The 17,662-nt window shown below is 62.7% G+C and carries 18 protein-coding genes; 7 read left to right on the forward strand and 11 right to left on the reverse strand.

What is annotated here, in order from left to right:
* Positions 1-26: 26 nt before the first annotated feature.
* The 3 genes from GQA94_RS07885 to tldD are packed head-to-tail and all read left to right on the forward strand — an operon-like array spanning position 27 to position 6,166.
* Complete coding sequence (locus GQA94_RS07885; RefSeq protein ID WP_158187491.1) at positions 27-3,830, forward strand: YhdP family protein; 3,804 nt, start codon at positions 27-29, stop codon at positions 3,828-3,830.
* A gap of 45 nt (positions 3,831-3,875) precedes the next feature.
* Complete coding sequence (locus GQA94_RS07890) at positions 3,876-4,721, forward strand: carbon-nitrogen hydrolase family protein (RefSeq protein WP_158187492.1); 846 nt, start codon at positions 3,876-3,878, stop codon at positions 4,719-4,721.
* A 2-nt stretch (positions 4,722-4,723) separates the two neighbouring features.
* Complete coding sequence (tldD, locus tag GQA94_RS07895) at positions 4,724-6,166, forward strand: metalloprotease TldD (RefSeq protein ID WP_158187493.1); 1,443 nt, start codon at positions 4,724-4,726, stop codon at positions 6,164-6,166.
* 54 nt (positions 6,167-6,220) lie between these two features.
* Here the strand turns inward: tldD and yjgA are convergent, their stop codons facing one another.
* Positions 6,221-6,742: a ribosome biogenesis factor YjgA gene (yjgA, locus tag GQA94_RS07900; protein WP_158187494.1), complete on the reverse strand. Its 522-nt coding sequence runs from the start codon at positions 6,740-6,742 to the stop codon at positions 6,221-6,223.
* A 106-nt stretch (positions 6,743-6,848) separates the two neighbouring features.
* Here yjgA and pmbA point away from each other — a divergent pair, with 106 nt between their 5' ends.
* Positions 6,849-8,195: a metalloprotease PmbA gene (gene pmbA, locus GQA94_RS07905; RefSeq protein ID WP_158187495.1), complete on the forward strand. Its 1,347-nt coding sequence runs from the start codon at positions 6,849-6,851 to the stop codon at positions 8,193-8,195.
* A gap of 16 nt (positions 8,196-8,211) precedes the next feature.
* On the opposite strand, the gene GQA94_RS07910 is transcribed toward pmbA, so the two are convergent.
* The 10 genes from GQA94_RS07910 to GQA94_RS07955 form a co-directional block, all read right to left on the reverse strand.
* A complete protein-coding gene (locus tag GQA94_RS07910; RefSeq protein ID WP_158187496.1) occupies positions 8,212-8,484 on the reverse strand; it encodes an HPr family phosphocarrier protein in 273 nt (90 codons plus the stop codon).
* Positions 8,485-8,492: 8 nt separating this feature from the next.
* The gene (gene rapZ, locus GQA94_RS07915; protein ID WP_158187497.1) at positions 8,493-9,350 is read right to left on the reverse strand and encodes an RNase adapter RapZ; all 858 of its coding nucleotides are present in this window, start codon (positions 9,348-9,350) and stop codon (positions 8,493-8,495) included.
* A 129-nt stretch (positions 9,351-9,479) separates the two neighbouring features.
* Positions 9,480-9,944 (reverse strand): PTS IIA-like nitrogen regulatory protein PtsN, encoded by a 465-nt coding sequence (ptsN, locus tag GQA94_RS07920; RefSeq protein WP_158187498.1) that lies wholly within the window; start codon positions 9,942-9,944, stop codon positions 9,480-9,482.
* A gap of 6 nt (positions 9,945-9,950) precedes the next feature.
* Positions 9,951-10,259 carry a ribosome hibernation-promoting factor, HPF/YfiA family gene (gene hpf, locus GQA94_RS07925; protein WP_158187499.1) on the reverse strand — a complete coding sequence of 103 codons (309 nt, stop codon included), beginning with the start codon at positions 10,257-10,259 and terminating at the stop codon, positions 9,951-9,953.
* A gap of 79 nt (positions 10,260-10,338) precedes the next feature.
* Positions 10,339-11,850 (reverse strand): RNA polymerase factor sigma-54, encoded by a 1,512-nt coding sequence (locus GQA94_RS07930; RefSeq protein ID WP_158187500.1) that lies wholly within the window; start codon positions 11,848-11,850, stop codon positions 10,339-10,341.
* Between the two features lie 148 nt (positions 11,851-11,998).
* On the reverse strand, positions 11,999-12,724 hold the full coding sequence (gene lptB, locus GQA94_RS07935; protein ID WP_158187501.1) for an LPS export ABC transporter ATP-binding protein: 726 nt from the start codon (positions 12,722-12,724) through the stop codon (positions 11,999-12,001).
* Positions 12,724-13,272: a lipopolysaccharide transport periplasmic protein LptA gene (gene lptA / locus GQA94_RS07940; protein ID WP_158187502.1), complete on the reverse strand. Its 549-nt coding sequence runs from the start codon at positions 13,270-13,272 to the stop codon at positions 12,724-12,726. Before lptA ends, lptB begins: the two co-directional genes overlap by 1 nt.
* On the reverse strand, positions 13,259-13,831 hold the full coding sequence (gene lptC / locus GQA94_RS07945) for an LPS export ABC transporter periplasmic protein LptC (protein WP_158187503.1): 573 nt from the start codon (positions 13,829-13,831) through the stop codon (positions 13,259-13,261). Before lptC ends, lptA begins: the two co-directional genes overlap by 14 nt.
* A 9-nt stretch (positions 13,832-13,840) precedes the next feature.
* Positions 13,841-14,362, reverse strand: a complete 522-nt coding sequence (locus GQA94_RS07950; RefSeq protein WP_158187504.1) for a KdsC family phosphatase — start codon at positions 14,360-14,362, stop codon at positions 13,841-13,843.
* Positions 14,363-15,337 (reverse strand): KpsF/GutQ family sugar-phosphate isomerase, encoded by a 975-nt coding sequence (locus tag GQA94_RS07955; RefSeq protein WP_158187505.1) that lies wholly within the window; start codon positions 15,335-15,337, stop codon positions 14,363-14,365. It abuts the gene before it with no gap.
* A gap of 259 nt (positions 15,338-15,596) precedes the next feature.
* On the opposite strand from GQA94_RS07955, the gene GQA94_RS07960 reads away from it, so the two are divergent.
* The 3 genes from GQA94_RS07960 to mlaD are packed head-to-tail and all read left to right on the forward strand — an operon-like array spanning position 15,597 to position 17,660.
* Positions 15,597-16,412 carry an ABC transporter ATP-binding protein gene (locus tag GQA94_RS07960; protein WP_158187506.1) on the forward strand — a complete coding sequence of 272 codons (816 nt, stop codon included), beginning with the start codon at positions 15,597-15,599 and terminating at the stop codon, positions 16,410-16,412.
* The gene (mlaE, locus tag GQA94_RS07965; RefSeq protein WP_158187507.1) at positions 16,405-17,202 is read left to right on the forward strand and encodes a lipid asymmetry maintenance ABC transporter permease subunit MlaE; all 798 of its coding nucleotides are present in this window, start codon (positions 16,405-16,407) and stop codon (positions 17,200-17,202) included. The genes GQA94_RS07960 and mlaE overlap by 8 nt, the downstream gene beginning before the upstream one ends.
* Positions 17,202-17,660, forward strand: a complete 459-nt coding sequence (mlaD, locus tag GQA94_RS07970) for an outer membrane lipid asymmetry maintenance protein MlaD (protein ID WP_158187508.1) — start codon at positions 17,202-17,204, stop codon at positions 17,658-17,660. The genes mlaE and mlaD overlap by 1 nt, the downstream gene beginning before the upstream one ends.
* The last annotated feature ends 2 nt before the right edge of the window (positions 17,661-17,662 follow it).

A 17,662-nucleotide genomic window follows, 5' to 3' on the forward strand; every position in this document is an offset into this window, starting at 1 on the left:
GGTCCGGGCATGCGGAGCGTATCGGTATGAGTCGGCTGCTGACTCTCGTTCTCGGTTTCCTGCGCCGCAGCCTGTGGCTGGCCGCGATCAGCCTGATGTTGCTGGCGCTCTATGTGAGTCTGGGCCGGCAGTTGGTGCCGCTGGTGGCCGAATACCGCCTCGAGGCGCAGGACAAGGCGCGCGCATTGCTCGACGTGCCGGTCTCGATCGGCAGGCTGGAGGGGCGCTGGGAGGGCCTCTCGCCACGGTTGCTGGCGCACGACGTGATCCTCGGCGAGGGCGATGCGGCGATGCGCCTCGATCGCCTGGCGGTGGTGCCGGATGTGGCCGCCAGCATCCTGGCTCGGCAGCTGCAATTGAAAACGCTGGAATTCGCCGGTGTGCACCTGAGCCTGATCCAGGATGCGGACGGCCAATGGCGCGTCGGTGGCCTGCCCGCGCGTGACGACCAGGGGCCGACCGACCTGCCGGCGTTTTTTGCCGAGTTGCGCACAATTCGCTACCTGCGGTTACTCGACAGCCAGATCACGATCGAGGCGCACGCCGAATCGCCATTGACCCTGACCTACGCCAATCTTCAGCTGCATAGCGTCGGCGAGCGTCTGCGCCTGGACGGTCGCGTGCTACTACCGGATGGCCAACCGTTGAGGCTGCGTGCCCAGGGGCGCGTGCAGGCCGAGGACTGGCAGGCCAGCGACGCCGAGCTATACCTCAGCCTGCCGCAGAGTGATTGGGCGGGCTGGATTCCGGCGAGCGTGACCGGCAGCTGGAACCTCGAGCATCTGCAGGCGGGCGGCGAGGTGTGGCTCGACTGGCGCGCGCGCGGATTGGCCCGCGCTGTTGCCCGATTGAACGTGCCGGCCATGCAGGCAGGACGAACCGAGCGCGATCCGGTCCAGATCGAGGATCTGACCGTAAATGCCTATCTCGACAGAGCCGACGAAGGCTACCGATTCCAGCTCGATGGCCTGGCTTTCACGTTCGACGAAAAACGTTGGCGCGATACGTCTGTGGTGCTCCAGCAGCACCTCGCCGAGAATCGCTGGCGGCTACAGGCCGATCACATCGCCGTCGGACCGGTAGCGGCGCTGGTCCATGCGATGGCACCGCTGCCCGATCTGGCGGACGAGTACCTGATCGGGCTGGCGCCGAGCGGGGCGCTGCGTAATCTTCAGCTGGACTATCGTCCGGCGGCCCCATCAGCCGAGCGCCTGGCCTTCACCGCCAACCTCGACGCGGTGAGCATCGCCGCGCACGGCTGGGTGCCGGCCGTGCGCAATGTCAGCGGCGCGGTACAGGGCAATCTCGGCGGCGGTGAGCTGCGTTTCGACAATCGAGCGTTCGGGCTGCACCTGGCCCAGCTGTTTCCACGCGTATGGGACTATCACCGCGCCCGTGGTATTTTCCGATGGTCGCTCGACGATCGAGCGGTCACGCTCGCCTCGCCCTATGTGCAGGTCGAGGGCGACGAAGGGCATATCGCTGGCGACTTCCTGATCCGGTTGATGCGCGATCCGGCAATCGAGGACTACATGGACCTGCGGGTCGGAATCCGCGACGGCGATGCTCGCTACACGCAGAAATACCTGCCGACACGCTCGCCCGCGATGTCCCCGGCGCTGAGCGAATGGCTGGATACGGCGATCCAGGCCGGTACCGTCGAACAGGGGTATTTCCAATACCAGGGATCGCTGAACAAGGCATCCGAGGACACCGCGCGCAGCCTGAGCCTGTACTTCAAGGTCAGGGAGGCCGAGCTTGCGTTTCAACCCGGCTGGCCGACGTTGCGTGATGGCCGAGGCGAAGTACTGATCGAGAACAGCGGCGTGAGGGTACGGCTTGCCGAAGGCCGTATGCTCGACAGCCGGGTGCATGACGCGACGGCCACGATTCCAAGGGGCCACGATGCTCAGGTATCGCGGCTGACTATCGAGGGGCAGGTGGACGGTCATCTTCGCGACGCCCTGACGCTGATGCAGGTGGCGCCGATCGGCACGCAAGAGCTGTTCGCCGGCTGGCGCGGCGACGGCGCGGTGAGCGGGACACTCGAGCTGGGCATTCCGCTGGCCACGGATGGGCGCCCCCAGGTCGTCGCCGAGTTTTCCAGCACCGACGCCTCGTTGTTCATTGCCCAGGCCGATCTTCAGCTCGATGCCCTGACCGGCGAGTTTCGTTATGACAGCGAGCGCGGTTTCAGCGCCAAGTCGTTCCGTGGGCGCGCGCTGGGCAGTTCGGTACAGGGCAAGGCCGTAGCCACCGGGAAGGTGGACAGCCCGTCTACACGGATCGAGGCGTCGGCCACCGTGGCGCTTAAACGGCTCCTCGCGTGGCAGAAGATCGATCAGCCGCTACCCGTGTCAGGTGAGCTGCCGCTCAGGCTCAGCCTTTTCCTGAGCGCCGCCGATAGCCATCTCCAGTTCGATTCGTCACTGCTGGGGACCGTCCTGGCCCTTCCGGCACCGTTCGGCAAGGCGGCCGGAGAGCGGCGCGACACCTCGCTGCGGATGACCTTGGGTGGTGAGCGGCAGCGCTATTCGATCCGGCATGATGCGCTGGCGGCGCTGACGTTCGCCGTGCCGGCCGGTCACTGGGCCGAGGGGGGCGGTGAGCTGGTATTGGGCGGGGCCGCCGCGAATCAACGCACCGACAGTGGACTTTACGTGCGCGGCAGCCTGCCGCGGTTCGATCTGAGCCAGTGGCAGGCGTTGCTGGCTACCTACGGCGGGACGTCAGCGGATCGAACGGGCGCTTCGATACTGCGGCAAGTGCGTCTTGAGATAGGTGTGTTCGAAGGTTTTGGTACGCAGATCGACGCCCTCGATGTCGATTTGAGGCGTCTTTCCGCCGGCTGGCGGCTTGGCCTGGATAGCGAGACGGTGGCTGGGATCGTCCAGCTGCCGGATGCCAATGGCGAGCCCATCGCTCTGGACTTGTCACGCCTGCGACTGCCGGCGGCCGACCCGAACACCGCGCAAACGCAGTCTGGCGATCCATTGGCTGCGTTCGATCCCAAGGCTCTGCCAGCGATGGATATCGCCGTGGCGGAGGTCTTGCGCGGTGACGAGTCGCTGGGGCGCTGGGCGTTGAAAATGCGGCCGAGTGCCAATGGCGTGGCGTTCTCGGGTATCGACCTGGACCTTAAAGGGTTGAAGCTCGGTGGCGAGGGCGGCTGGGACGGCGCACGGACCTGGTACAAGGGTCGACTGGAGGGCGGCAATCTTGCCGATGTGCTGCTGGCGTGGGGCTTCGCGCCTTCGACGACCAGCGAAGATTTCCATCTGGATGTGGATGGCAGCTGGCCCGGCTCGCCGGCGTTCTTCGGCCTGAATCGGCTGTCCGGCACGCTCGACGCCCGGCTGCGCAAGGGCCAGCTCCGTGAAGTGGATGGCGGCGCGCAAGCGCTGCGGATTTTCGGTCTGCTGAATTTCGATTCGATCGGTCGGCGGTTGCGCCTGGATTTCTCGGACCTGTTCAGCAAGGGGCTGAGTTACGATCGGATCAAGGCGCAGTTACAGGCCACCAACGGCCTGTACGTCACCTCGCAGCCGCTGACGGTGACCGGACCCTCGAGCAACCTGGAGCTCGAGGGTCGGCTGGATCTGGTCAACGATCGAATCGACGCCAAGCTGCTCGTGACGCTGCCGGTCAGTAACAATCTGCCATTGGCGGCGCTGATCGTGGGTGCGCCTGCCATCGGCGGCGCTCTGTTCGTCGTCGACAAATTGCTCGGCGACAGGGTGGCACGCTTCGCCAGCGTTCAATACAAGGTCGAGGGGCCTTGGCAGGCGCCCCGGATTACCTTCGACAAACCCTTCGAAAAGCCCAACTGAACCTGTTTCCAACAGGCGGCTGAGCGCCGCCAAGGGTAGGCATGCATGACCCTAGCCGTCATCCAGATGACCAGCCAGGCCGACATCCAGGCGAATCTAGCCAATGCCAGACGATTGCTGGAGCAGGCTGCCAGTGCCGGCGCTCGGCTCGCGGTGCTGCCGGAAAATTTCGCTGCCATGGGGCGGACCGATCTGCCTGCGGTCGGCCGCGCCGAAGCGCAAGGGCAAGGGCCGATCCTGCCGTGGTTGAAACGGGCCGCTCGCGACCTCAGGTTATGGATAGTCGCCGGTACGTTGCCGCTGCCGCCGGATGACCAGCCGCAGGCGAAAGTCAGGGCCTGTTCGTTACTGGTGGATGATCAGGGCCAGCGGGTTGCGCGTTACGACAAGCTGCATCTGTTCGATGCCGAGGTGAGTGATGCGCGAGGACGCTATCGCGAGTCTGACGACTACGCGGCGGGAGATCGGCTGGTGGTGGCCGATACGCCGGTGGGCCGGCTGGGCATGACGGTTTGTTATGACCTGCGTTTTGCCGAGCTGTATTCGGCCTTGCGTCTGGCTGGCGCCGAGCTGATCAGCGCGCCCTCGGCCTTCACCTGCATAACCGGGCAGGCGCATTGGGAGATGTTGATACGCACGCGGGCCATCGAGACGCAATGCTATATGCTGGCCGCCGCGCAGGGTGGCGAACACCCTGGTGGACGGCTGACCCATGGGCATTCGTCTATCGTGGATTACTGGGGGCGCGTGTTGAGCGAGCGGGCCACTGGAGAAGCGGCGCTTACCGCCGACCGAGACGCAACCGAACAGGCTGCGACGCGCCAGCGCATGCCGGTGTCGAATCATCGCCGATTCGCCGCGCCCCATATTGTCACAGGCACTTTGGAGTAAATATGAGTGAACTGTTGTTACCTGTCACCGAGCGCCTGCTGACACCGGGCGGGCTTGGGCTCGACGATCTGCCGGGTTTGCTCGGCGAGTTGGCCGGCCCCGGCATCGATGCCGCGGATCTGTATTTCCAGGACCAGGTGACCGAATCCTGGGTCTTGGAAGACGGCATCGTCAAGGAGGGCGGCTTTCATCTGGAGCAAGGGGTGGGCGTCCGAGCCTTGTCTGGTGAAAAGACCGGCTTCGCCTATAGCAACGCGATCACCGCCGATGCGCTGCGCCAGGCAGCCATGGCGGCCCGCTCGATAGCCAGGGGCGGGCAGCAGGGACGCGTCGAGGTGCTGTCGAAGGCAGCGTTCGCTCCGCTGTATGGCCAGGACAATCCGCTGGATGGGCTCGGTCGGGCCGAAAAAGTCGAGCTGCTCAAGCGTATCGACGTCGCCACGCGGGCGCTGGACCCTCGCATCAAGCAGGTGACGGTGAGCCTGGCGGGCGTCTGGGAACATATTCTGGTGGCCGGCCTGGACGGCGGCATGGCTGCCGACATACGTCCACTGGTGCGCTTCAACGTCAGCGTCATCGTTGAGCAGAATGGGCGGCGCGAGCGCGGCGGGCAGGGCGGCGGCGGACGTACCGGCTACGATTATTTCCTCACCGAGGACCGCGCGATGGGTTATGCCCGCGAGGCGTTGCGCCAGGCGCTGGTCAACCTCGAGGCGGTTGCAGCACCGGCCGGGACGCTGCCCGTGGTGCTCGGGCCGGGCTGGTCCGGAGTCCTGCTGCATGAGGCGGTCGGCCATGGCCTGGAAGGCGATTTCAATCGCAAGGGCAGCTCAGCCTACAGCGGCCGGGTCGGCCAGCGAGTCGCCTCCAGCCTGTGCACGATCGTCGATGACGGCACGTTGGCGAACCGTCGAGGTTCGCTGAGTGTCGATGACGAGGGCACGCCCACCCAGTGCACCACACTGATCGAGAAGGGTGTGCTCAAGGGCTACATCCAAGACAAGCTCAACGCGCGGTTGATGGGCGTCGCCCCCACCGGCAACGGTCGCCGTGAGTCCTATGCCCATCTGCCGATGCCGAGGATGACCAACACCTACATGCTGGCGGGTGACAGCGACCCGGAAGAAATCATCCGCTCGGTGAAAAAAGGCATTTACTGCGCAAGCCTCGGCGGCGGTCAGGTGGATATCACCAGCGGAAAGTTCGTGTTTTCCACCAGTGAGGCTTATCTGATCGAGGACGGCAGGATCACCGCGCCAGTCAAGGGCGCTACGCTGATCGGCAACGGTCCGGAGGTGATGAACAAGGTCTCGATGGTTGGCACCGACCTGGCACTGGACAGCGGTGTCGGCACCTGCGGCAAGGATGGACAGTCGGTACCGGTTGGCGTGGGCCAACCGACGTTGAAGATCGACGGCATAACCGTCGGGGGAACGGGCGCGTGAAACCGCGCACAAGCGTGGCTGGCCCATCGTGCCGCTCGAAGCCTGCTGCGGCTGTCAGCGCAGCCCGCGTTGGGTCTCGTCCAGTCCGCGGATGTACTTGAAGATCTTGCGGCTGGCGGCTGGCGGTTTGTTGCGTGCCGCTTCGTGCTGGGCATGGCGGATCAGGCCACGCAAGTGCTGGCGGTCGGTCTCGGGGAATTCGGTGACGAACGCCTCCAGCGTTTCATCGTTACCGGCGATCAGGCGGTCGCGCCAGCGTTCCAGGGCATGGAAGCGTTCGTTGTATTGGCGGGTCGAGGCATCGAGCTGGTCGACCAATGCCAGGATGGCGTCGACGTCCTGGTCGCGCATCAGCTTGCCGATGTATTGCAGGTGGCGTTTACGCGCGATGTGCGCGGTGTGCTTGGGAGCATCGGCCAGCGCCTTGCGCAGCGCATCGGTGAGCGGCAAGCGGTCGAGCACGTCGGGCTTGAGCGTCGTGAGGCGTTCGCCCAGTTCCTGGAGCGCATGCAGTTCGCGCTTGACCTGGGTTTTGCTTTTTTCCTCGAAGCCGTCGAGATCGGAAATATCAGACATGGGGCGGGTCCAGTAGGTAATGCCGCCATGATAACAGCAGCCTTGCCGTGGAGCTCAGTCGAGCACGATGGGCTGCGATTTGATCGAATCAGTTGTTGGAGTGTTTATGAGCGAAGTTGAGGGGATCGGTCCGCAGGCATTGCCCGGATTACGCGAGAAAGTCGCGCGAATCATCGAAGAAGCCAGCCGGCAGGGCGCCAGTGCTTGCGAGGTGTCCGTCTCGATGGAGCAGGGCCTGTCGACCACAGTTCGCCAGCGTGAAGTCGAGACTGTCGAATTCAATCGCGATCAGGGCTTTGGTATCACGCTGTACGTTGGCCAGCGCAAAGGTTCGGCGAGTACGACTGGCAGCGGTGATGAAGCGATTCGCGAAACCGTGGCAGCCGCGTTGGCGATCGCCAGGCATGCCTCCGAAGACGAGTTCGCCGGGCTCGCCGATCCGGCCTTGATGGCCAGGGACGTGCCGGACCTTGATCTCTATCATCCCTGGACCATAACCCCGGACCAGGCCGTGGAGCTGGCGCTCAGCTGCGAGGCGGCGGCGTTCGCCGCCGACAAGCGCATCCTCAACGCGGACGGTACCAGTCTCAGCACTCATCAGGGCTGTCGCGGCTACGGCAACAGCAATGGATTCATCGGCGCTTATTGCAGTACTCGCCACAGCCTCAGCAGCGTGATGATCGCCGAGGCCGACGGGCAGATGCAGCGCGACTATCACTACGACGTCAGCCGCGTCCCTGGCGATCTGGCCAGCGCCGAGTCGATTGGCCGTCGTGCCGCCGAACGTGCGGTCCGTCGTCTGGGCGCGCGACCGGTACCGACCTGCGACGTGCCGGTGCTGTTCTCGTCGGAATTGGCGACGGGGCTGTTCGGGCATTTTCTCGCCGCGATCTCTGGCGGCAATCTCTACCGCAAGTCCTCGTTCCTGGAAGGCTCGCTGGGGCAGACGCTGTTCCCCGAGTGGTTGAGTCTCGACGAGCGCCCTCATCTACCGCGTGGTTTGGCCAGTTCGGCCTATGACGGCGACGGTCTGGCAACCTACGCCAAGCCGTTCGTCGAGAATGGCAGGCTGCTTTCCTACGTGTTGGGCACTTACTCGGGACGCAAGCTTGGCATGCCCAGCACCGCTAACGCCGGCGGCGTGCACAACCTCTTCGTCACCCATGGCGCCGAAGATCAGGCGGCGCTGATCCGTCGCATGGACCGTGGACTGCTGGTGACCGAGCTGATGGGCCAGGGATTGAATCTGGTCACCGGCGACTATTCGCGCGGCGCGGGCGGCTTCTGGGTGGAAAACGGGGAGATTCAGTTCCCGGTGCAGGAGGTGACCATCGCGGGCAACCTGCGCGACATGTTCCGCCAGATCGTCTCGGTGGGCTGCGACGTAGAGACGCGCAGCAGCATTCACACCGGTTCGGTGCTGATCGAGCGAATGAAGGTGGCGGGGCAATGAGCGCGGCGCGCGGTGGCTACTCGCCTTCCTCGAAGTAGTTTTCGATCAGCGCGATCAGCGCATCGAGCGCGTCCTGCTCCTGTTCGCCTTCGGCGTACAGATGCAAGGGCGTGCCTTTGCTGGCGGCGAGCATCATCACGGCCATGATGCTCTTGCCGTCGACGAGGCTGGACGGGCAGCGTCCGACCCGGATATCACAAGGGAACTGGTTGGCAACGCCGACGAACTTGGCGGCCGCGCGGGCGTGCAGGCCCAGCTTGTTGATGATGGTGATCTCGCACGAGGGCATGTGAATTCCTAAGCCAGATCGCGATGGCGGACCTGGACGTTCTTCAAGGGTTCGCGCAACGCCTCACCGAGCCGCTCGGCCAGGTAGACCGAGCGGTGATGCCCGCCGGTACAACCGATGGCGACCGTCACATAGGCACGATTGCTGGCAGCGAATCGCGGCAGCCATTTGCTCAGGTAGGCGAAGATGTCCTGAAACATCTCCTCGACGTCCACTTGAGCGGCGAGGTACTCGATGACGGGCCCGTCCAGCCCGGAAAAGTCGCGCAGATCGGCTTTCCAGTACGGGTTGGGCAGACAGCGCACGTCGAACACCAGATCGGCATCCACCGGCATGCCTCGCTTGAAACCAAAGGACTCGAAGAGAAACGCGGTGCCCGGTTCGGGCTTGTTCAGCAACCGCAGCTTCAGCGTATCCCTCAGCTGGTAGAGGTTCAGGTGCGTCGTGTCGATCTTCAGGTCGGCGTGATCGATGATGGGGGCGAGCAGCAACTCTTCGTCACGAATGGCTTCGGCCAGCGAGCGGTTCTGATTGGTCAGCGGGTGTCGCCGGCGCGTTTCTGAAAATCGCTTGAGCAGGGTTTCGTCCGCCGCGTCCAGATACAGCACATCGCACTGGATATAACGGGCCCGCACGTCCTCGAGCAGCTCGGGGAAGCGCTTCAATTGGCTGGGCAGATTGCGGGCATCGATCGATACGGCGACCTGCGGCTGCAACAGCTCCGTATGCAGCAGCGCCCGTTCGGCCAATTCGGGCAGAAGGCCGGCGGGAAGGTTGTCGATGCAGTAGAAACCGTTGTCCTCGAGCACATCGAGCGCCGTGCTCTTGCCCGAGCCGGAGCGACCGCTGACGATGATCAGGCGCATTGCTTGGCGACGCCTGGCAGCCTGCAGGCTCGAAGGGGAGCGCTTCGCTGCACGCAGCGCCGGCGGGGTGGGGGTGGGCAGATAGGACGCACGTCTCTTTCCTCACTCGGCGTAGGCGATGTCGTTGCGCTAGCGACCGCTTTGAATATCGACCACGGTCTGGTACAGATCCTGTCCTGTGGCGGCCTGGCGTAGACGTTCGCGAACGTCGTCGCGATCCAGCATGCTGGCGATCTGACGGAGCAATTCGAGATGCTCATCGGTCGCCGCTTCCGGGACCAGCAGGACGAACAGCAAGTCGACCGGGGCGCCGTCGATGGCGTCGAAATCCACTGGCGCATCGAGCCTCAGCACCGCACTGAGCGGCGACGTGCAGCCCGGCATGCGGCAGTGCGGGATGGCAATACCATTGCCGAAGCCCGTGGAGCCAAGCTTTTCGCGGGCGATGAAGCTTTCGAAGATGGCTTGAGAATCCAGGTCGGGAAGGTCTTGGCCCAGCACCTTGGCGATCTGCTCCAGGACGCGTTTCTTGCTGCCGCCCGGTACGTTCACCAGGGAACGTCCGGGGGTCAGGATGTTTTCGATTCGGATCATGATGGGTCAGCGAGCTAGGACGCCCTGGTTATGGTCGAGCTGTTTTTCTTTGTGTTTGATCAACTGCCGGTCGAGCTTGTCGGCAAGCAGGTCGATGGCTGCGTACATGTCGCCGTGTTCGGCATTGGCAACGACTTCGCGCCCGGCAACGTGCAGGGTGGCTTCGGCTTTCTGCTTGAGCTTTTCGACCTGGAGAATCACCTGGACGGCAATGATGCGGTCGAAGTGCCGCTCCAGTCTGTCGAATTTCTCCTCAACGTAGTCACGCAGGGCTTCTGTGATTTCCAGGTGAAGGCCAGTGATGTTGACTTGCATACTGCATCTCCTTTTTGCCACGTGCGAATCGGCGAGCTAAACACCCGCCACCGGAAGAAATCGACCAGGTCGCCTGGCATTACATCAACCGCTTACGCTCGCTGGACGGCGCGATACCGAGTGACTCGCGGTATTTGGCTACGGTGCGGCGTGCAACTTGAATACCCTGTGCCTCCAGTAAACCAGCGATCTTGCTGTCGCTCAATGGCTTTTTAGGGTTTTCGGCGGCGACCAGCTTCTTGATGATCGCGCGTATGGCGGTGGACGAGCACTCGCCACCCTCGGCGGTGCTGACGTGGCTTGAGAAGAAGTATTTCAGCTCATAAATGCCACGTGGCGTATGCATGTATTTCTGTGTAGTGACCCGGGAGATCGTCGATTCGTGCATGCCCACGGCCTCGGCGATGTCGTGCAACACCAGCGGCTTCATGGCTTCGTCGCCGTGCTCGAAAAAGCCGCGCTGATGCTCGACGATCTGCGTCGCGACCTTCATCAGTGTCTCATTGCGGCTGAGCAGGCTCTTGATGAACCAGCGCGCCTCTTGCAGCTGGTTGCGCATGAAGGTGTTGTCTGCGCTGGAGTCGGCCCGCTTCACGAATCCGGCATACTGCGCATTCACTCGCAGACGGGGCATCGCTTCCTGGTTCAGTTCGACCAGCCAGCGGCCATTGTGCTTGCGCACGATCACGTCGGGCACCACGTATTCCGGCTCGCCCGCTTCGATCTGGGAGCCGGGTCGCGGGTTGAGCGTCTGGATCAGGTCGATGACCTGGCGCAGCTCGTCTTCCCTGAGTTTCATGCGGCGCATCAGCAGGCTGTAGTCGCGCCCGCCGAGTATGTCCAGGTGGTCGCTCACCAGCCGAATCGCCTCGCTCAGCCACGGGGTTCGCTCGGGCAACTGGCGAAGCTGCAGCAGCAGGCACTCGCGTAAATCGCGGGCGCCGATGCCGGCAGGTTCGAACTGCTGGATGCGGCGCAGCACCACTTCGATCTCATCGAGTTCGATTTCGAGTTCGGGATCGAACGACTCCAGTACTTCTTCGAGGGTTTCGTCGAGATAGCCCTGGGGGTTGATGCAGTCGATCAGCGTGGCAGCGATGAGGCGGTCGGTGTCGCTCATCGGTGCGAGGTTGAGCTGCCACAGCAGATGGCTCTGCAGGCTTTCGCCCGAGGATGTGCGGGTGGTGAAATCCCACTCATCGTCGTCGTTGCTGGGCAGGCTGCTGGCGCTGGTCTGGTAGATGTCTTCCCAGGCGGTGTCCACCGGCAGCTCGTTTGGGATGCGATCGCCCCAATCGCCTTCCTCGAGGTTTTCCACCGTGTTGATGGGCTCCTCGTAGTGGCTCTCTGGCTCGCTTTGTTCGTTCGACGTGCTGCTGTCTGTCTTCTTTTCGATCGACTCGGCCATCGGATCGGAGTTGTCGAAATCGTCCCCGTCCTCTTCGCGCTCGAGCATAGGGTTCGAGTCCAGCGCTTCCTGGATCTCCTGCTGGAGATCGAGCGTGGATAACTGGAGCAATCGTATGGCTTGTTGCAGCTGCGGTGTCATCGTCAGCTGCTGGCCCATCTTCAGGACTAGCGAAGGTTTCATGGCAGAGGACTTCGAACCTTGTATTGCCGGCGCAACCGCGCCTGTTCCGATTTCGCTGGCGCCGTGGGCGCCGATGTAAGCAAATTATATGCCTGCCAACGAAGCCTTTGCCTACCCCTAGATGCTCGTCTTGATGGAAAAACTCAGCTCAGAGTCGGAATTCGTGTCCGAGATAGACTTCCTTGACCAGTTGGTTGGCCAGGATCGTCTCTGCGTCACCTTCGGCGATCAGCTGGCCGTCGTTGACGATGTATGCAGTCTCGCAGATATCCAGCGTCTCGCGCACGTTGTGGTCGGTGATGAGCACGCCGATGCCCTTTGCCTTGAGGTGATGGATGATCTGCTTGATGTCCCCGACCGAGATCGGGTCGACGCCGGCGAAGGGTTCATCCAGGAGGATGAACTTGGGGGCGGTGGCCAGTGCGCGAGCGATTTCGACGCGGCGTCGCTCGCCGCCGGAGAGGCTCATGCCCAGGCTGTCGCGAATGTGATGGATGTGGAATTCCTGTAGCAGGCCCTCGAGCGCCTGCTGGCGACCGCTGCGGTCCAGGTCCTTGCGGGTTTCCAGGATTGCCATGATGTTGTCGGTCACCGACAGCTTGCGGAAGATGGAGGCTTCCTGTGGCAAGTAGCCGATACCGGCCCGCGCGCGGCCATGCATGGGCAGGTGAGTGACGTCCTGCTCATCGATCAGCACGCGGCCCTGATCGGCCTTGACCAAGCCGACAATCATGTAGAAACACGTGGTCTTGCCTGCGCCGTTCGGGCCAAGCAGACCGACGATCTGCCCGCTTTCGATGGAGAGGCTGACATCACGAACGACCTGGCGGCTTTTGTAGCTTTTCGCCAGGTGCTGGGCCTTGAGGATCGCCATTACTCGGTCTGCTCCGCGGCCTGCTGTTCCTTTTTGCGTGGCTGGATGACCATGTCCACGCGCGGGCGCGGCGTGGTGACATCGGTATCGGTGGCACGACCGGCGTTGACGATCTGCCGCTGGGTGTCGTAGACGATCTTCTCACCCTCGAAGGTGTTGCCTTCCTGTACGACCTTGGCCTGATCGATCAGTACGATGCGTTCGTTCGCCGCGAAATACTGAATGGTCAGCCCGTATGCCTTGACGATCTGCTTGTCTACCGCAGGCTGCTGTTCGTAATACGCAGGCTTGCCGATGGAGGTGAACACCTCGACATCGCCATTGTTGTCCTGGGTGATGGTTACGGTGTCGCCGGTGATCTTCATGGTGCCCTGGGTGATGACGACATCGCCCCGATACACGGCAACGCCCTGCCGATCATCGAGTTCCGCCGTATCGGCCTGCACACGGATCGGCTGATTGCGATCTTCCGGGAGTGCATGGGCATTCGAGCCGAGCAGAAAGATGCTCAAACCGATCAAAAGGGGGAGAGTCTTAACGCAGCTCATGCTGGCCTCTTACATTGGATAGCAGGAGCATCCTGCCTTCATTCAGATACGCTTTCATGCCCGTGGCGGTGGTCACGCCGTTTGCGGCGACGATTCTAACGGGTTGGCGGGTCTCGGCATAATCCTTCTCGGGAAGTACCGTCATACGAGTGGTGGTGACAATCGTCGAGCGTCCCTTGGCGTCGGTGCGTTCGACCCGTACGTTATCGATCAGCTCGACTTCTTCGCCCTGGGGGCCGACTTCGCCGCGCTCGCTGGTCACATGCCATGGCAACTCGGTGCCCCGATAGGAGCGCAGGTCGGGCCGGGTCAGTAGGCTCACGTCGCTGGCTTTGAGGTGCTCCATCCGCTCGGCGGACAGCTCGTAGTTGCGCTTGCCATCAGGCTGATACTGAACGGTGCGGGAGTTGGTGACATAGAAGTCGATAGGCGACTGCTCGCCCTGGACCGCTGGCGCTTCCTGCATGAAACTCTCTGGTCGGATGTTCCAGTAGCCGATCGCGACCAGCAGCAATGCGATCAGCAACAGGATGGCAGGAAAGCGGATTCTGCTCAGCATTGGAACCTCTTAAAGATAGGCGGCCTGAGCGGCTTCGAGGGTGCCCTGGGCACGCATGATCAATTCGCAGAACTCCCGCGCCGCGCCATCGCCACCGCGCGCGGCGGTAACGCCATGGGCATGCTGGCGAACGAAGGCATCGGCGCTGGCAACGGCCATACCCAGACCCACCCGGCGGATAACCGGCAGGTCAGGCAGATCATCGCCCAGGTAGGCGACTTCAGCGTAGTCGAGTCCGAGTTCGGCAAGCAATTCGTCGAGGACCACCAGCTTGTCCTCGCGGCCCTGATACAGATGCTGGATACCCAGATTCTGCGCCCGACGCTCGACCACTGGCGTCTTGCGACCGCTGATGATGGCGGTGCATACGCCGGAGTTGATCAACATCTTGATGCCGTGGCCATCGAGCGTGTTGAAGGTTTTGAATTCGCTGCCATCGACGAGGAAGTACAGCTTCCCGTCCGTGAGCACACCGTCGACATCGAAGATGGCCAGGCGAACATCGCGGGCACGCCGCAGTAGATCGTTCACTTACATCACCCCCGCGCGCAGCAGATCATGCATGTTCAGCGCTCCGATCGGGCGGTCGTCTTCATCGACGACCACCAGTGCGTTGATCTTGTTGTCTTCCATTATCTTCAAGGCTTCGGCGGCCAGCATGTCGGCACTGGCGGTCTTGCCATGAATCGTCATGACCTGATCGATCAGGGCCTGGCGCACATCGATACCCTTGTCCAGCGTGCGGCGCAGATCACCGTCTGTGAAGATGCCGGCCAGGCGGCCGTCGGTCTCCATCACGGCCGTCATGCCGAGCCCTTTCTGGGTCATTTCCAGCAGCGCCTCGCGCAGCGATGTGCCGCGGTCGACCCGCGGCAGGCGGTCGCCGGCGTGCATGACATGCTCGACCTTAAGCAGCAGGCGTCGGCCCAGGGCGCCGCCGGGGTGCGAAAAGGCGAAATCCTCGGCGGTGAACCCGCGAGCCTCGAGCAGTGCGATCGCCAGCGCGTCGCCCAGTACCAGGCTGACGGTGGTCGAGGAGGTGGGGGCCAGGTTCAGCGGGCACGCCTCGATGGCGACACTTGCATCGAGGTTGACGGCTGCCGACTTCGCCAACACCGACTCGGGATTGCCCGTCATGCTGATCAGGGTGATGCCCAGACGCTTGATCAGCGGCAGCAATGTCACGATTTCGTTGGTGGTGCCCGAATTGGACAATGCCAGCACGACGTCGTCGCGGGTAATCATGCCCATGTCGCCATGGCTGGCTTCGGCCGGATGCACGAAGAATGCGGTGGTGCCGGTGCTGGCGAGCGTGGCGGCAATCTTGTTGCCGATGTGCCCGGACTTGCCCATGCCGACCACGACGACGCGGCCCTTGCACTGAAGGATGAGTTCGCATGCCTTGACGAACTGCGCGTCGATGCGTGTCTTGAGTTGCTCGACTGCCTCTATCTCCATGCGGATAGTGCGCTGGGCAGTCTCGATCAGTTGGCTGCTCTGGCTCATGGTCGCGTCGTCGCCTGAATGAAACGCGCGATTATAACGGCAAACCCTTCGCTGCTCACCGAAAAGCTTTCGGGCCGATCGTCGCGTCCGAAGCTGAACTCGAGCTGAACGAATGTGCGCCTGCTCATGCGCCGATACAGACACTGGCTTGGGAGGCATGAGGCGCGATGCTATAGTTCGCGCCGCCAAAACGGCTCTGCGAAGTATCTCCGAACGCTCGGAGGGCGTCTGATTCGCAGGCCGTATTCAAGGAGATCCGATGAGCGCCGCCAACGCCAACGCCGTCGAGCTGAAGGGTGTCACCTTCATGCGCGGTGAGCGCAGCATTTTCAATAATGTCGATATCGCGATACCGCGAGGCAAGGTGACGGCCATCATGGGGCCGTCCGGCTGCGGTAAGACCACGCTGTTGCGGCTGATTGCCGCTCAGCTCAGGCCCAGTCGCGGGGAGGTGTGGGTCGCCGGGACCAACCTGCCTACACTGTCGCGCCGCGAACTGTTCGACATGCGCAAGCAAATGGGCGTGCTGTTCCAGAGTGGCGCGCTGTTCACCGACCTCGATGTATTCGAGAACGTGGCCTTCCCGTTGCGGGTCCATACCCGGCTGCCGGACGAGATGATTCGTGACATCGTCCTGATGAAGCTCCAGGCCGTGGGGCTGCGCGGTGCGGTCGACCTGATGCCGGACGAGCTGTCCGGTGGCATGAAGCGTCGTGTGGCGCTGGCGCGCGCCATCGCGCTGGACCCGCAGATACTCATGTACGACGAGCCCTTCGCCGGTCAGGATCCGATTGCCATGGGTGTGCTGGTTCAGCTGATTCGCTTGCTCAACGATGCCCTGGGAATCACCAGTATCGTGGTTTCCCACGACCTGGCCGAAACCGCGAGCATTGCCGATTACATCTACGTGGTGGGCGACGGCCAGGTGCTCGGTCAGGGCACGCCGGCCGAGTTGCGCGATTCGACCAATCCACGGATTCAACAATTCATGAAAGGGGCTGCGGACGGTCCTGTGCCTTTCCATTTTCCGGCACCGGCCTACGCCGACGATCTGCTGCGAGGCTCCGATGCGTAAGCGTTCATTGATCGAGCGGGTCCGGATGTTTGGCGAGGCCGGATTGAACGTTGTCGCGGCGCTGGGGCGGGCGACCCTGTTCCTGTTCCATGCTTTGTTCGGGCCCAGCGGGCTGGACAACCGCTTCTCTCTGCTGGTGCGTCAACTCTATTCGGTGGGCGTGCTGTCGCTGGCGATCGTCGTGGTGTCCGGAATATTCATCGGAATGGTCCTGGCGCTGCAGGGCTACAGCATTCTCAGCAGCTATGGGTCCGAACAGGCGGTGGGCCAGATGGTGGCGCTGACGCTTTTGCGTGAGCTGGGGCCTGTGGTAACCGCGCTGCTGTTCGCCGGGCGTGCCGGGTCGGCGCTGGCAGCCGAAATCGGCAACATGAAATCCACCGAGCAGCTGTCGAGCCTGGAAATGATCGGCGTCGATCCGCTGAAGTACATCATCGCGCCGCGGCTGTGGGCCGGCTTCATTTCCCTGCCACTGTTGACCGTGATCTTCAACGTGGTCGGCATCTGGGGTGGCGCGATGGTTGCGGTGGACTGGCTCGGGGTTTACGAAGGCTCGTTCTGGGCCAACATGCAGAACAGCGTCACCTTTACCTCAGATGTGCTCAACGGTGTCGTCAAGAGCATAGTGTTCGCCGTAGTGGTTACCTGGATCGCAGTATTCCAGGGCTATGACTGCGAACCGACATCCGAGGGTATCAGCCGCGCCACCACCCGAACCGTCGTTTACGCCTCGCTGGCGGTGCTCGGCCTCGACTTTATTCTGACCGCCTTGATGTTTGGAGATTTTTGATGCGTATCCGCACCCTGGAAATCGGTGTTGGCCTGTTCCTGCTGGCGGGCGTTCTGGCGCTCCTGTTGTTGTCGCTGCGGGTAAGTGGGCTGAACGTTGACAGTACCGGCACCTACAAGCTGTACGCCTACTTCGACAATATCGCGGGTCTGAGTGTCCGATCCAAGGTCACCATGGCCGGCGTGACCATTGGCAAGGTGACGGCGATCGATCTGGATCGCGAGAGCTACACCGGGCGCGTCACGCTGGAAGTTCAGCAGGATGTCGATATCCTGCCGGTGGACTCCACCGCGTCGATCCTGACCGCCGGTTTGCTGGGCGAGAAGTACATCGGCATCAGCGTGGGCGGCGAGGAAGAAACCCTGGGCGACGGCGATACGATTCGCGATACCCAGTCGTCCCTGGTACTGGAAGAGCTGATCGGCAAGTTTCTGCTTAATTCGGTCAATAACGAGTGAGG

The organism is Stutzerimonas stutzeri (assembly GCF_009789555.1).
Lineage (GTDB): Bacteria > Pseudomonadota > Gammaproteobacteria > Pseudomonadales > Pseudomonadaceae > Stutzerimonas > Stutzerimonas stutzeri_R.